This window comes from Polaromonas eurypsychrophila, assembly GCF_014641715.1.
Classification (GTDB): domain Bacteria; phylum Pseudomonadota; class Gammaproteobacteria; order Burkholderiales; family Burkholderiaceae_C; genus Polaromonas; species Polaromonas eurypsychrophila.
Genome location: NZ_BMIG01000006.1, coordinates 226,018 through 240,137, shown reverse-complemented (window position 1 = coordinate 240,137; position 14,120 = coordinate 226,018). Strand labels below are relative to the sequence as shown.

12 protein-coding genes are annotated in these 14,120 nt (G+C 60.9%); 4 read left to right on the top strand and 8 right to left on the bottom strand.

The window, feature by feature from the left end; translation table 11 throughout:
• Positions 1 to 49: 49 nt before the first annotated feature.
• Positions 50 to 1,333 carry a serine hydrolase domain-containing protein gene (locus tag IEX16_RS10755; protein ID WP_188708472.1) on the bottom strand — a complete coding sequence of 428 codons (1,284 nt, stop codon included), beginning with the start codon at positions 1,331 to 1,333 and terminating at the stop codon, positions 50 to 52.
• Positions 1,334 to 1,505: 172 nt separating this feature from the next.
• Positions 1,506 to 2,330 (bottom strand): metal-dependent hydrolase, encoded by an 825-nt coding sequence (locus IEX16_RS10750; protein WP_188708471.1) that lies wholly within the window; start codon positions 2,328 to 2,330, stop codon positions 1,506 to 1,508.
• Positions 2,331 to 2,447: 117 nt separating this feature from the next.
• Between IEX16_RS10750 and IEX16_RS10745 the strand changes: the two genes are divergently transcribed.
• Together IEX16_RS10745 and IEX16_RS10740 are read left to right on the top strand one after the other, a co-directional pair.
• Positions 2,448 to 3,083 carry a TetR/AcrR family transcriptional regulator gene (locus IEX16_RS10745; protein ID WP_188708470.1) on the top strand — a complete coding sequence of 212 codons (636 nt, stop codon included), beginning with the start codon at positions 2,448 to 2,450 and terminating at the stop codon, positions 3,081 to 3,083.
• Positions 3,084 to 3,208: 125 nt separating this feature from the next.
• Complete coding sequence (locus IEX16_RS10740; RefSeq protein WP_188708469.1) at positions 3,209 to 4,186, top strand: Bug family tripartite tricarboxylate transporter substrate binding protein; 978 nt, start codon at positions 3,209 to 3,211, stop codon at positions 4,184 to 4,186.
• Between the two features lie 15 nt (positions 4,187 to 4,201).
• On the opposite strand, the gene IEX16_RS10735 is transcribed toward IEX16_RS10740, so the two are convergent.
• From IEX16_RS10735 to IEX16_RS10725, 3 genes are all read right to left on the bottom strand, one after another.
• A complete protein-coding gene (locus IEX16_RS10735; RefSeq protein ID WP_188708468.1) occupies positions 4,202 to 4,930 on the bottom strand; it encodes a ribonuclease activity regulator RraA in 729 nt (242 codons plus the stop codon).
• 13 nt (positions 4,931 to 4,943) lie between these two features.
• On the bottom strand, positions 4,944 to 6,683 hold the full coding sequence (gene araD / locus IEX16_RS10730; protein WP_188708467.1) for an L-arabinonate dehydratase: 1,740 nt from the start codon (positions 6,681 to 6,683) through the stop codon (positions 4,944 to 4,946).
• 96 nt (positions 6,684 to 6,779) lie between these two features.
• Positions 6,780 to 9,017 (bottom strand): sodium-translocating pyrophosphatase, encoded by a 2,238-nt coding sequence (locus tag IEX16_RS10725; RefSeq protein WP_188708466.1) that lies wholly within the window; start codon positions 9,015 to 9,017, stop codon positions 6,780 to 6,782.
• A 226-nt stretch (positions 9,018 to 9,243) separates the two neighbouring features.
• Here IEX16_RS10725 and ppa point away from each other — a divergent pair, with 226 nt between their 5' ends.
• Together ppa and IEX16_RS10715 are read left to right on the top strand one after the other, a co-directional pair.
• Positions 9,244 to 9,789 carry an inorganic diphosphatase gene (gene ppa, locus IEX16_RS10720; protein WP_188708465.1) on the top strand — a complete coding sequence of 182 codons (546 nt, stop codon included), beginning with the start codon at positions 9,244 to 9,246 and terminating at the stop codon, positions 9,787 to 9,789.
• A 327-nt stretch (positions 9,790 to 10,116) separates the two neighbouring features.
• Positions 10,117 to 11,256, top strand: coding sequence for a glutathione-independent formaldehyde dehydrogenase (locus IEX16_RS10715; protein ID WP_188708464.1), 1,140 nt, complete (start codon positions 10,117 to 10,119; stop codon positions 11,254 to 11,256).
• Positions 11,257 to 11,428: 172 nt separating this feature from the next.
• On the opposite strand, the gene IEX16_RS10710 is transcribed toward IEX16_RS10715, so the two are convergent.
• Genes IEX16_RS10710 through IEX16_RS10700 form a run of 3 tightly spaced genes read right to left on the bottom strand, consistent with a single transcriptional unit; the run spans position 11,429 to position 14,098 of the window.
• Entirely contained in the window at positions 11,429 to 12,265 is an 837-nt protein-coding gene (locus IEX16_RS10710; RefSeq protein WP_188708463.1) for an alpha/beta hydrolase, read from the bottom strand.
• Positions 12,180 to 12,704 carry a WS/DGAT domain-containing protein gene (locus IEX16_RS10705; RefSeq protein WP_229676291.1) on the bottom strand — a complete coding sequence of 175 codons (525 nt, stop codon included), beginning with the start codon at positions 12,702 to 12,704 and terminating at the stop codon, positions 12,180 to 12,182. Before IEX16_RS10705 ends, IEX16_RS10710 begins: the two co-directional genes overlap by 86 nt.
• A 59-nt stretch (positions 12,705 to 12,763) precedes the next feature.
• Complete coding sequence (locus IEX16_RS10700; protein ID WP_188708462.1) at positions 12,764 to 14,098, bottom strand: GNAT family N-acetyltransferase; 1,335 nt, start codon at positions 14,096 to 14,098, stop codon at positions 12,764 to 12,766.
• Between the last annotated feature and the right edge of the window lie 22 nt (positions 14,099 to 14,120).

Sequence of the window (14,120 nt, the reverse complement as noted above, 5' to 3'; positions counted from 1 at the left end):
GCGTTCCCTGGCAAGGCGGTTAGATTGCGTCGGGGCCGGTGATCCGGCTCTATTTCAGTACGGCAGCGTAGACCATGTTGCGGATCAGGCTGCGGTAATGGCTGCGGTGTTTGGGCGACTGCATCATGAAGATCACAAACATTTCCGATTTTGGATCGACCCACATATAGGTGCCGCCGGCGCCTCCCCAGTTGTACTCGCCGGCCTCGCTGGGGTAGGCGGCCTCGCCCGTGGCGCGCCGCACCGCAAAACCAAGGCCAAAACCATACCCCGCACCGGGCAGGTAAAGCGGGCCGGGTACAACGCCCGCGCCCGCATTGGCGTGGTCGGCCGTCATCAGGCGCAAGGTGCTGGGCCCCAGGTAGCGTTTGCCGTCCAGCGTGCCGCCGTTGAGCAACATTTGCAGAAACTGCGCGTAGTCGTTGGCGGTGGACACCATGCCGCCCCCGCCGGATTCAAGTTTTCTGGCAATACGCGGGTTGCTGATGTCGGAACCGACACCGAAATTACGGTCATTGGCCAGGGGTTCGGCCAACCGCTTTTGCCGTTCGGCATCAGTCACGTAAAAGCTGGTGTCTGCCATGCCCAGCGGGTCCAGCAGACGCTCTTTCTCAAAAGCAAACAGCGACTTGCCGGAGACCACTTCCACCACGCGCCCGAGAATGTCGGTGGAGTAGCTGTAGTCCCAGGTGGTCCCAGGCTGGTAGGCCAGCGGCAGCTTGGCGATGCGCTGGGAAAACTCGTTGTTGTCGGGGTCGCCCGCGCTGATGTTGGCGTCGATATAGGCCTTCTTGACCAGCCCCGGCCCGAAGAAACCATAGGTGATGCCCGAGGTATGGCGCATCAAATCATGCACGGTGATTGCGCGGCGGGCCGGCACGATGTCCAGGGTGGGCGTGCCGCTGGCGTCGGGTTTCTCCACACCGACTGTCATCTTCGCGAACTCGGGAAGGTACAGGGAAATTGGGTCTTCAAGCTTGAGCCTGCCATCTTCGACCAGCATCATCGCCGCCACTGTCGTGATGGGCTTGCTCATGGAGTAGATGCGGAAAATCGCATCCTTGGTCATGGGGGCAGGGGAGGTGACGTCCAGCTTGCCGACGCTGTCGAAATACGCCACCTTGCCGCGGCGCGCCACCAGCAACACGGCACCTGGTATCTTGTTGGCTGCCACATCGGCCTTGAGGGTTTCGGTGATCATCTCCAGCCGCTGCGAGGACAGGTCAACCCGTTCCGGGCTGGTACGTGGCAACTCGCGGGCGGTGGCCAGCAGTGGCACGACCAAAGCCATGCAAAAGGCCAGGCCGCGCAGGCTTGGGCGAAGAGGTGTCATGTTGCCTCCTTGTTTTGAGCGGCCAGTTTAGCCCTCTGGAGACAGTTTGCAACGCCTGCCGCAAGACGTTGCATCGGGAGAAAAATCGGCAGTTTGCAATTACAGCGCAAGGAAAGTCTGCTATCAAAAAATAGCAATTGAGGGCAACCCTGTCGCCCCCGCGCCAGCCCGCTCAGGCCGCTTGACCCACGGTGGTGTAGGCCGGTGCGTTGTCGCGCAGCCAACTTGCCGACAGATCGCTCGCCTGCTGGTTGGGATGAAAGTCCGCGCGAAGGTATTCGCGCCAGGGTTTAAAGGTCTGGCGGATCAGGCCGCGCTGGCCAAACAGGTAGCGGGCGGCGCTGGTCCAGGTGCGCCACTTCCACAAGGTGCCATCGTGGTATAGGTTGTTGGCGGTTTGGCGCAGTGTGTCGGTCAAGAAGACGAAGGTGATGCGGCGAAACCACTTGATGCGCCATTCATGGCTGCCGCCCAGAGCGGCATACACGTCGAAGGCAGTGTTCTTGTGTTCGGACTCTTCGGCGCTGTGCCACAGCCACATGGTTTTCAGGCGCGGCTCGCAGCCATTGAGTACGTCATGGTTATGCAACAGCCATTCGGCAAAAATTGCGGTGAAGTGTTCATTGGCGGCGGTGATCGCCAGCGCGTGTAGCGGGTTGGTGCCGGCGAGCAACTTCATGTTGCGCTCGGCGCGCGGCGCCCAGTCGTTGACTAGGCCCTGCTTTTCGAGGTGCCCGTTGAACAGGCTGTGAATCCGGCGATGGGTCGCTTCCTGGCCAATGAAACCCTGGACTTCCGTCCGGTAGGCGTCCTGGTGTTTGACCGGCAGGGCCTTGAGCCCGTTGCGCACCGCGTCGATAAAAAACTGCTCCCCGACCGGAAAGCTCATGGACAGCGCATTAAAGAAGGCGGTTTGAAACGCATCCCCACCGCACCAGTGGCGAGGCAGGGGTGTTTCAAGATCAATCAACAGGCGACGTACAACAAGTTCAGTCATGGGGTTTCCGCTTAAACAGTTTGGTACCAACGGGTACCATTGGGCTGACTGTAGGTTGACTTTGTGGTACTGTCAAGTACCAAATGAAACCGACGCCCGAAAGCGCCTGTCAAACCAATGAACTCCCACGCTATTTCCTCTGCCACCATTGAGTCGGCCAATGCCTACAGACCGCGCTTGCTGGAGGGCATGGCGCACAGCGTTGCAGCTAAAGGTTATGCCGACACCACGGTGGCTGACATCGTGCGAGAAGCGGGTGTGTCCAAGCGCACGTTTTATGAATGTTTTGCCACCAAGGCCGATTGCCTGATTGCCCTGTACGAGGCCGCCAGCCACAACGCGCTGAAGATGCTCGGCGAGGCGATTGACCCGGCGCATGAATGGCAGACGCAGATCGAGCGTGCCCTGGCGGCCTACCTGGGTTGCATGATGCAGAACCCGGTGCTGATGCGAACCCTGTTCATTGAAATCCTCGGCCTGGGCGCGCAAGGCCTGGCGGCACGCCGGCGGGTGAACCTGGAAATCGCTGGCTTCATGCTGGGCGTCATCAATAGGGGGCAGGGCAGCGCCCGGCGCGAACCGCCGCTCTCGGCGGGCATGGCCATGGCCATCGTCGGTGGTATCAACGAATTGATTCTCGAATACATCGAGCAGGATAAGGTGGCCGCGCTGAACGATCTGGTGTTACCCGCCAGCCAGTTGGTGCGGGCCGTCACACATGCCCATGCCGATTCCGGGGACGGGGGGCGCTGAACGCGGTTTTGCAGCTTGGGCCACAAGGCGGGGCCGCGTAAAACTGGATTGACGGGTTGGGGTATTTCCCGGCTAATACAGCTTCACTACGTTCCGCGCCAAACACCCACCCCAGGAGACAAGACATGATTCGACGCAAGCTGGTTTGCCTTGCCGCCATGACAGCGCTGGGCGCCGCCCTGCCCATGGCCGCCCATGCCCAGGCGGACTACCCCAACAAGCCGGTCAAGATCATCGTGCCGTTTCCTCCGGGCGGCACCAGCGACGTGATGGCCCGCATGCTGGCCGACGAATTGACGAAAAACCTCAAGCAGCCTTTCGTCATCGAAAACATCGGTGGTGCGGGCGGCACCATAGGCACAGAGCGCGCTGTCAAACTGCCCGCCGACGGCTATACCCTGATCCAGACCGGTGTCGGCCAGAATGCGGTGGCGCACGGCCTGGACTCCAACCTCAAATACAACTCGATGACAGACTTTGTCCACCTCTCGCAAATCCACTCGGGACCCAACGTGCTGGTGGTCCACCCCTCCACACCCTACAAAACCGTCAGGGACGTGGTGGCTTATGCCAAAGCCAATCCGGGCAAGCTGGACTATGGCTACACGCATGCGGCATCGGGTCATATGGCGATGGAACTGTTCAAGCAGACCACCGGTATCTTCATGACGGGCATACCGTACCGTGGCGGTGGCCCCATGATGACCGATGCCCTGGGCGGCACGATCCCGATGATGTTCATCAACCAGGACACCGCATTACCTCATGTGCGGGCCGGCAAGCTGCGCGCGCTGGCTGTCACCAGCACGCAGCGCAACCCGCTGTACCCTGACGTGCCGACCATAGCCGAATCCGGTTACAAGGGCTTTGAAGCCTTGTCGTGGTCGGGCATGTCGGTGGCCAAAGGCACACCGCAGGCGATTGTCGACAAGCTGGAAGTAGCCATCGCACAGGCCATGCAGTCGGACGCCGTCAAGCAGCGCATGGGCTCCATCGGTTTCATCATTCCGCCGCAGGGCGTCAAGCCCTACACCGCGTTTGTGAAGTCGGAACTCGACACCTGGACCCGGGTGATCAAAACTGCGGGCATCAAGCCGCAATAAGCTGGCTTGGCGCGATCAACGCCCCCTGGTCAGACGCCAGGCGGCGAAGTCATCCTTTGACTGCTGCTCGGTCGGCGGGTACAGGCCAATGATGGCACGCCCCTTGAGCACCTCTTCGGTCACGAAGTCTTCGAAGGCCGTCATTTCCACCGCTTCGCTGGCGATTTCGTCGGCCAGATGCGCCGGAATCACCACCACACCCTCGCGGTCTCCCACCACCACATCGCCGGGGAACACCGCCACATCGCCGCAGCCAATCGGCATGTTGATGTCCAGCGCCTGGTGCAGGGTCAGGTTGGTGGGGGCCGAGGGCCGGTGGTGATACACCGGGAAAGGCATGGCTGCAATTTCAGGCGAATCGCGAAAGCCGCCATCGGTCACGACACCGGCACAGCCGCGCACCATCAGGCGCGTGATCAGGATAGAGCCGGCCGACGCGGCACGCGCATCCTTGCGGCTGTCTATGACCAGCACCGCGCCCTTAGGGCACTGCTCCACAGCCACACGTTGCGGATGCTGGGGGTCCTGAAACACCGTGATCGGGTTCAGGTCTTCGCGCGCCGGGATGTAGCGCAAGGTGAAGGCTTGCCCCACCATGTTCGGCAGGGATGGGTTAAGCGGGTGCACCTCCTGGATGAACTGGTTGCGCAGGCCGCGTTTAAAAAGTGCGGTGCACAAGGTGGCGGTGCTGATATTTTTGAGCTTGTCGCGCGTCGTGGCAGCGAGGACGGTCTGGGCGGGCATGGTTGCTTTCGTGTCAGTAAATGTCGGGCTCGCCGACTGGCGCGCCAAACGAGGTTTCCAGAAAATCAAAATCACAGCCCTGGTCGGCCTGCATGATGTGGCGCGAGAACATCCAGCCGTAGCCGCGTTCAAAACGCTTGGGCAAGGGTGACCAGCCGGCGCGGCGCTCGGCCAGAACTTCGTCGCTGACTTCAAGGTGGATGCGCCGCATCGGTACGTCCACCGTGATCATGTCGCCGGTTTTCACCAACGCCAGGTTGCCGCCGATGTAAGCCTCAGGCGCCACGTGCAAAATACAGGCGCCGTAACTGGTACCGCTCATGCGTGCATCCGAAATACGCAGCATGTCCTTGACGCCCTGTTTGACCAGCTTCAGGGGAATCGGCAGCATGCCCCACTCCGGCATGCCGGGGCCCCCTTGCGGGCCGCAGTTGCGCAGCACCAGAATGTGGTCGGCCGTCACATCGAGATTTTCGTCGTCGGTGGCCGCCTTCATGCTCGGGTAGTCGTCAAAGACCAGCGCCGGCCCAGTGTGCTGCAAATACCGCGGTGCGCAGGCGCTGGGCTTGATCACGCAGCCGTCAGGCGCCAGGTTGCCGCGCAGCACGGCCAGCGCACCTTCTGCGTAAATCGGGTTATCCAACGGACGAATCACGTCGTGGTTGTAAACCTCGGCGCCTTGCAGGTTGTCGCCCAGGGTCTTGCCGCTTACCGTCAGCGCATCGAGCTGCAGATGGTCTTTGAGCACACCCATCATCGCCCGCATGCCGCCCGCGTAGTAAAAGTCTTCCATCAGGTAGGTGCTGCCGCTGGGGCGGATATTGGCAATCACCGGCACCTTGCGACTGGCCTTGTCAAAGTCTTCCAGCCCGATGGCACAGTGCGCGCCGGCGCGGCGCGACATCGCCACCAGGTGAATGATGGCGTTGGTTGAGCAACCCATGGCCATCGCTACCGTGATGGCGTTTTCAAAAGAGGCGCGCGATAGCATGCTGGCCGGTGTCAGGTCTTCCCAGACCATGCCCACCACGCGCCGGCCGCATTCGGCCGCCATGCGAATGTGGTTGGAGTCGACGGCGGGAATTGACGACGCGCCAGGCAGGGTGAAACCGCAGGCCTCGGCAATTCCGGTCATGGTGCTGGCCGTGCCCATGGTCATGCAGTGGCCGTGGCTGCGCGCAATGCTGCCTTCGACTTCGATCCACTGTTGGGTGGTGATTTTCCCGGCGCGCCTGTCGTCCCAGTACTTCCAGGTGTCAGAGCCCGAACCCAGCACCTGACCCTTCCAGTTGCCGCTGAGCATGGGCCCGGCAGGCATGTAAATGAAGGGCAGGCCGGCGCTCAGCGCGCCCAGAATCAATCCCGGTGTGGTCTTGTCACAGCCGCCCATTAACACCGCGCCGTCAATCGGGTGGCTGCGCAGCAGCTCTTCGGTTTCCATCGCCAGCATGTTGCGGTAAAGCATGGTGGTCGGTTTGACCAGCGACTCCGACAGCGACAGGGCCGGCAGCTCCAGCGGAAATCCCCCGGCCTGCAACACGCCGCGTTTGACGTCTTCGACGCGCTGCTTGAAATGGCCGTGGCAGGTGCCGATGTCGCTCCAGGTGTTGATGATCGCAACCACCGGCTTGCCGACCCAGTCTTCCGGTCCATAGCCCAGTTGCATGGCGCGGGAGCGGTGCCCGAAAGAGCGCACATCGTCGGGGGCAAACCAACGTGCACTGCGCAGCGATTCAGGTGTTTTTTTGTTCATGTTTTCCTCAGGTCTCGGGTAGCTCAGCCGCCAGTCTAGCGCCCACCCGGAATGAAAAAAGCCCGGCGAACCGGGCTTGCGAAAAAGAACTTCTGTTTATTTCGTGCCAGACGCTGCGGGCGCAGGTGTAGGCGTAGCGGCTGCATCGGCAGCCTGCGTGGGCTTGGGTGCCGGCATGGCAGGCGCCACGGGTGTGGCCACAGGACCGGCCGGCGCACTGATGACAGTGGGTGCCGTGACCGGTGTGCTGGGGGCCGCATTGGCGGGGCCGCCATGGAACTTCATCATCAGCGGCACGATCAGCAGCGCCACGATGTTGATGATCTTGATCAGCGGGTTGATGGCTGGACCAGCCGTGTCCTTGTAGGGGTCGCCCACGGTGTCGCCGGTCACGGCGGCCTTGTGGGTCTCCGAGCCTTTGCCGCCATGGTTGCCGTCTTCGATATATTTCTTGGCGTTGTCCCAGGCACCGCCACCGGTACACATGGAAATCGCCACAAACAGGCCGGTCACGATGGTGCCCATCAGCAGGCCACCCAAAGCAGCAGGGCCCAGCAGCAAGCCGACAACAACTGGCACCACCACAGGCAACAGCGACGGGATCATCATTTCCTTGATCGCGGCTTTGGTCAGCATGTCGACGCAAGTGTCGTATTCCGGCTTTCCGGTGCCGTCCATGATGCCCTTGATGTCGCGGAACTGACGCCGTACTTCAACCACCACCGCACCGGCAGCGCGACCCACGGCTTCCATGGCCATGGCACCAAACAGGTAAGGAATCAGGCCGCCAATGAACAGGCCAATGATGACCATGGGGTCGCTCAAATCAAAGCTGATGGCCTTGCCATAGGCTTCGAGCTTGTGGGTGTAGTCGGCAAACAGCACCAGCGCTGCCAGGCCGGCCGAACCAATCGCGTAACCCTTGGTCACCGCTTTGGTGGTGTTGCCCACTGCATCGAGCGGGTCGGTGATGGCGCGCACGCTGTCCGGCATGTTGGCCATTTCGGCAATGCCGCCGGCGTTGTCGGTGATGGGGCCGTAAGCGTCAAGCGCCACCACAATGCCGGCCATGCTCAGCATCGAAGTTGCGGCAATCGCAATGCCATACAGGCCCGCCAACTGGAACGACACCCAAATGGCGATACACACAAAAATCACCGGCCAGGCGGTCGAGCGCATGGACACACCGAGGCCGGCAATGATGTTGGTGCCGTGGCCGGTGGTCGAGGCCTGGGCAATGTGCTTGACCGGCGCGTACTGCGTGCCGGTGTAGTACTCGGTGATCCAGACCAACGCGCCAGTCAGCACCAGGCCGACGGCGCAGGCGCCGAACAGCGCCATTTGGGTGCCTGAGGCCTTGATCGCGTTGTCGGGCATCAACCAGACCGTGACAAAGTAAAACGCAATCAGCGACAGGCCGCCGGCGACTGCCAAGCCCTTGTACAGGGCTGGCATCACGTTGGTCATGCCGGGCGAGGCCTTGACGAAGAAGCAGCCGATGATGGACGCGATGATGGACACCGCACCCAGAGCCAGCGGGTAAATCACCGCACTGGTGCCAGCGCTGGTGACCAGCAGGGCGCCCAGCACCATGGTGGCAATCAGCGTGACGGCGTAGGTTTCAAACAGGTCAGCGGCCATGCCGGCACAGTCACCGACGTTGTCGCCGACGTTGTCGGCAATCACGGCCGGGTTGCGGGGGTCGTCTTCCGGAATGCCGGCTTCAACCTTGCCCACCAGATCGGCGCCTACGTCGGCACCCTTGGTGAAAATACCGCCGCCCAGTCGGGCGAAGATGGAAATCAGGGAGGCACCGAAGGCAAACCCGATCAAGGGGTTGAGCAGGCTGGCCAGATTGGAGTTGGGCGTGTAGTTGCCATTGCCAACCAGAAACCAGTAGAACGCCGTGACGCCCAGCAGGCCCAGGCCCACCACCAGCATGCCGGTGATGGCGCCGCCGCGAAAGGCAATGTCCAGTGCGGGGCCAATGCCTTTGGTGGCTGCCTGCGCAGTACGCACATTGGCGCGTACCGACACATTCATGCCAATGAAGCCGCAGGCGCCGGACAGCACCGCGCCGACCACAAAGCCGATGGCACTGGGCACATCCAGAAAAATGCCAATCAAAAGGGCAAGCACCACCCCGACGATGGCAATGGTTTTGTATTGACGCGCCAGGTACGCGCCTGCGCCGGTTTGAATCGCGGCTGCAATCTCCTGCATGCGCGCGTTGCCTGCGTCCTGGGAAAGAATCCAGCTGCGTGCCCAAAAACCGTATCCGACGGCAATGAACCCGCAAACTAGCGCGAGTATCAGCACTGTGTTGCCAACCATGGTGTTCTCCTAAATTGATGACGTAAGGATTTCGGTGCACCGCGAAGGCACACCGCCTTGCGTTGCTTCCTCATCCCCAGTCACAACGGGACAATTGGCCAACCCCGGAAATTTAACGCTAAAACGTGACAACTTGGCGAAGCGTCAGGTCTGAATCAGTAAAATGAGGGTAAATACTGACTACACGACACCCTCTTTCTTTTACCTATCTCAACCCAAAGCGACTATGTCACTCGATAAAGTTTCCCCCGGCAAAAATGCCCCCGACTCGTTCAATGTGATCATCGAAATTCCGATGAATGCAGACCCTGTGAAATATGAGGTGGACAAAGAGTCTGGCGCGATTTTTGTGGACCGCTTCATGAGCACGTCCATGCACTACCCGACCAACTATGGCTACGTGCCGAAGACGCTGAGTGGCGACGGCGACCCGGTGGACGTGCTGGTCATCACGCCGGTACCGCTGATCCCGGGCGTTGTGGTGACTTGCCGCGTGATCGGCATCCTGAAGATGACCGACGAAGCCGGCGAAGATGGCAAGGTGCTGGCGGTACCCATCGACAAAAAGTGCTCGCTTTACACCCACTGGCAAAAGCCGGAAGACATGAACCCGCTGCGCCTGAAAACCATTGCGCATTTCTTTGAACACTACAAAGATCTGGAAGAAGGCAAGTGGGTGAAGATCGAAGGCTGGGAAGGCCCGGAAGCCGCTCGCAAAGAAATCATTGACGGTATTGCCAACTACAAAAAAGAGCATCCTGAGACAATTTGATACTGAAGTGCTTTAGCCCTCTGCCCGTTTTTTGGGGCGGGCGTAGGCAGCTATCAAAAATGAAGCGCCTGCAGCGAAAGCTGCAGGCGCTTTTTTTTGCTCGCCGCGCGGGCCCACGCCTTTCCTACGCGGCTGCTTCAGGCTGTCCTACAAGGCAGCCTCAGCTCGGGGCATAAATTGCATTTGAAGCGGGGCATAAGTGCACCTCGCCCGCTCCACCCCTACCCCATCCCCTATTTCACAGGAACACCCCATGCTTTGTTTGACATTAACCCACCCCTTAACGTGCCACGGCGCGACTCTTCTGATCGCCGCAAAGGAGACATCATGAAAGCACTGGTATACAACGGTCCCCGCGACGTGCAGGTCAAAAACGTACCTGACGCCAAAATTGAACGAGCGACGGACGTTCTGGTCCGGATCACCAGCACCAATATCTGCGGTTCTGACCTGCACATGTACGAAGGGCGCACCGACATGGAGGCGGGCCGCATCTTGGGGCACGAGAACATGGGTCAAGTGATCGAAGTGGGCAAGGCTGTTGACCGCGTCAAGGTTGGCGACAGCGTGTGCTTGCCGTTCAACATCGGTTGCGGCTTTTGCGAAAATTGCGAGCGTGGCTTAACGGGTTACTGTCTTACCGTCAACCCCGGTTTCGCAGGGGGCGCCTACGGTTTCGCCGGAATGGGCCCGTACAGCGGCGGACAGGCAGAGTTGCTGCGGGTGCCTTATGGTGACTTCAATTGCCTCGTGCTGCCACCGGATGCTGCCGAAAAGGAGAACGACTACGTCATGCTGTCTGACATCTTTCCGACTGGCTACCACTCGACCGAGCTTGCCGGCGTCAAACCCGGCGACACCGTGGTGATTTATGGGGCCGGCCCTGTCGGGCTGATGGCCGCTTATTCGGCCGGCATCAAGGGCGCCAGCCAGATCATGGTGGTCGATACCCATAAAGATCGTTTGAAGCTTGCCGAGCAGATGGGCGCGATTGCCATCGACGACACGGAGGGCGCGGGCGTGGAGCGCGTGCTGGAGCTGACGGGCGGGAAGGGCGCCGACCGGGGCTGTGAATGTGTCGGCTACCAGTGCTGCAACATGCACCGCGAGGAGGTGCCCAACCTCACCATGAACAATCTCGTCAAGACCGTCAAGGCAACCGGCGGAATTGGCGTGGTCGGTGTGTTTATTCCCAAAGACCCGGGAGCCCAGGACAAGCTGGCCAAGATCGGCCAACTTGCATTTGACTTTGGCCAATTCTGGATCAAGGGTCAGCACATCGCCACCGGCCAGGCCAACGTCAAAGCTTACAACCGCAAGCTTTGCAACCTTATCCATGCCGGCAAGGCCAGGCCTTCTGGCATTGTGTCGCACGAGCTGTCTCTGGACGAGGCCCCGCAGGCGTATGAAAATTTTGACAAGCGCAAGGACGGCTGGACCAAAGTGGTGCTCAAGCCCGGCAAATAGGCCCCCGGCAAATTACGGTGAGTGCGGTCGGGCTGTCTAGCCTGCGGGCTCTCGCCGTGGTCTCAACTCGATTTGAAACGTAGCCGTAGCCGGAACTTTGCGATCAACTATAAAAAAGAAGCGCCTGCAGCGTGAGCTGCAGGCGCTTCTTCGCATCTGGAGGGGCGCGATTTCAGCCCGCCCGCGCCGGATCGGGGTAAATCAGTCCGTGCAGAAACGTGCCCTTGCGTTCAAACGGCTTCCAGCTGCCCTCCGCCTGCGCCAACCGGTTGGCCACCGCCCACCATGCGCTGGGGTTCAGGCCCAAACCGACGTGGCTGGCAATCACCTCAACATTCTCAGTCTGCGGATTGTGCGCAGCGGGCTTTTGGACGCTGCCTTGCCACGCCACAATGCCGTCGCTTCGGGAATAAATGCTGGTGGTCGGCACTGGGGGTGCGGAGGGCAGGTCGTAGTTTTCAGTTTCACGAGCCACCTTGCGGCCACTGGCCAGTTCGTAGATTCGCCAGGCGTTGGTTGATCGGTGGGAGCCGGCAAACGGCGTGCCCAACGTGATCACGCTGCGAACCAAGTGCGGCAACTCTTTGGCCAGTTCTCGCGCATAGACCCCACCCAGACTCCAGCCGATCAGGCTGACCTTGCGCCCGGTCTCATGGAAGGCGCGTGTGATCTGGGCGCGGGCCGCCTCAAGCACACCGGCGCGTGGACCGAAATTGAAGCCTTGCTCCCAGCCGCTGGTGGCGTAGCCCAGCGTATCGAGGTAACGGCGCAAGGGAATGGTGGAGCCGTCATTGGCCGACAGGCCGGGAAAAACGACGACACTGTGGCCGTCGCCGCGCGGCGCCCGGGCCAGAACCGGCCAGGCCGGCAGCAGGGCGCCGAACTCCCAGAAGGCGCGAAACTCCAGCGCCAGCATCCAGGCCTTAGGCGGCGGTCCGTCGTGCAGCGCCTGCTTTGGGTTTGGTTTTGTTTGCTGTTGTGCGGACGGATGGGCGGGAGAGGGTGCCATGGCTGGACGCATCGGGTGTTGTGGCTTTGTTCTTGATGGCTCTTATTTTGGGACTACTGGCTCTTTTCACAGAGGGAGGCTTCCCTGAAGGCGTCGCTGAGGCGACATCCGTCTTGCGGGTCCACATGGCCGGCATAGGTCTGAATCGTGATGTTAGTGCCAGTCCGTGTATCACGATGGACAGCGGATGAAAACTCACGATGCGCGCGCCAGCAAGAAGCAAAGGCACCGGCGGGCCGGGCACATTGGAGATCGCCAGCTTGGCGACTATCGGCAGGCGGCTGGCCAGCCCGCTTTTGCCATAGGCGTTGAGTGCAGCTTTTGCCGCGCCACCGACCAGCCAAGGCACCGGCAGCGATGGGTAGTCGGTCGGCAGCAGGCCTTTGAGGCTTTGCATCGAGTTCTTGACCTTGGTCGTCGATGCCAAGATGGCGTTCATGCGCTTGAGCGGATGGGCGATGTGGGTGCCACGCTCAATCAGGCTCTTGCTGACCTGGTTCAGGCTGGCCTGCTGTCGCTGGTAGGTTGGCGGAAAGGGTTACGCCGTTCCAGCTCGTCCATGTAGCCGGCAATACCTTCGCCTTCACGCCCCAGGAAACGTTCCACCGCATCGGCAAAGGCCGGATGCGCCAGCCAGTGGGCGCTTGTGGTCCTGACCGGCAGCAAGGCGCGCGCCATTTTGTGTTCACCCTGGGCGCCGCCTTCAAAGCGCCGGTAGCCGTGCTCGATGCACCACTGCAGCGGCTGGTAATAACAGGCTTCAAAGTGCAGGCAGTCCACACGTTCGGTGGCGCCCCAGTAGCGGCCGTAGGCGACGTTGGCCAAAGATTTATTGCAAAATTGGCCTCCAGCCCCCGTCTCGCCTTGGTTGACAGCTATCAAACTGGTAGCAATCGGGCTGCCGTCGCGTTCGCCGACGAACAGCAGCCAGTGTTCCGGCATGTCGTCCTGCATGCGCTGGAAGAAGTCGCGGCTCAGGTAGGGCGCGTTGCCGTGTTCGTAGTAAGTGCGTTCATAACAGCGGTAGAAAAAGTCCCAGTCGGCGGATGTGATGTCTGTACCCAGCGACCAGCGGAAGTGCACGCCGGCATCGAGCACCTTGCGCCGCTCCTGGCGGATTTTCTTGCGCTTGTCCTGGCTCAGCGACATCAGGAAGTCGTCGAAGTCGCGAAAGAAGCGAGGCTTGTCATCGGTGCCAGGCGTGAGGGCAGAATTTTCCGACGGGCCGCCCCTAGGAAAATTAGCCCCCTCGGGGGGCAGTGCAGTACACGAAGTGACAAGCGTGGGGGCCACATTCGTCCAATGAAATTGCACGTTGTGCCGGAGCATCAAGCCGGCTTGCGCGCAGGCTGCCACATCGGCCTCACTGGTGAAAAGCAGGTGCAATGAGGACAGCTTCTCCTCGCTGCACCAGGCCACCAGTGCTTTCACAAGCAGAGTACGGGTTGCGGCATCACGCGCCAGCAGGCGCGGGCCGGGCACTGGCGTGAAGGGCGGCGCCACCAGCGCCTTCGGGTAATACGAAAGGCCATGCTCGTGGTAGGCGTTGGCCCAGGCATGGTCGAAGACATATTCACCGTAGGAGTGGTCTTTTATGTACAGCGCGCAGGCGGCGATCAGTTCATCGCCGTGCCAGAGGGTGATGAAGCGTGGCGTCCAGCCGGTGGCTGGCGTGGCACTGCCGCTGTTGTGCATGGCACCCAGGTACTCGTGACGCATAAAAGGGTTCAGTCCGCCGTTCGGGTCCTGTAGCGCCACCAGCGTATTCCAGGCGGCGCCATCGACCAGCCCCGGCGTGTCCAGCACACGGATGACATAATCGTTTTCAGTCACAACACCCACCGTTTTCTTCTTT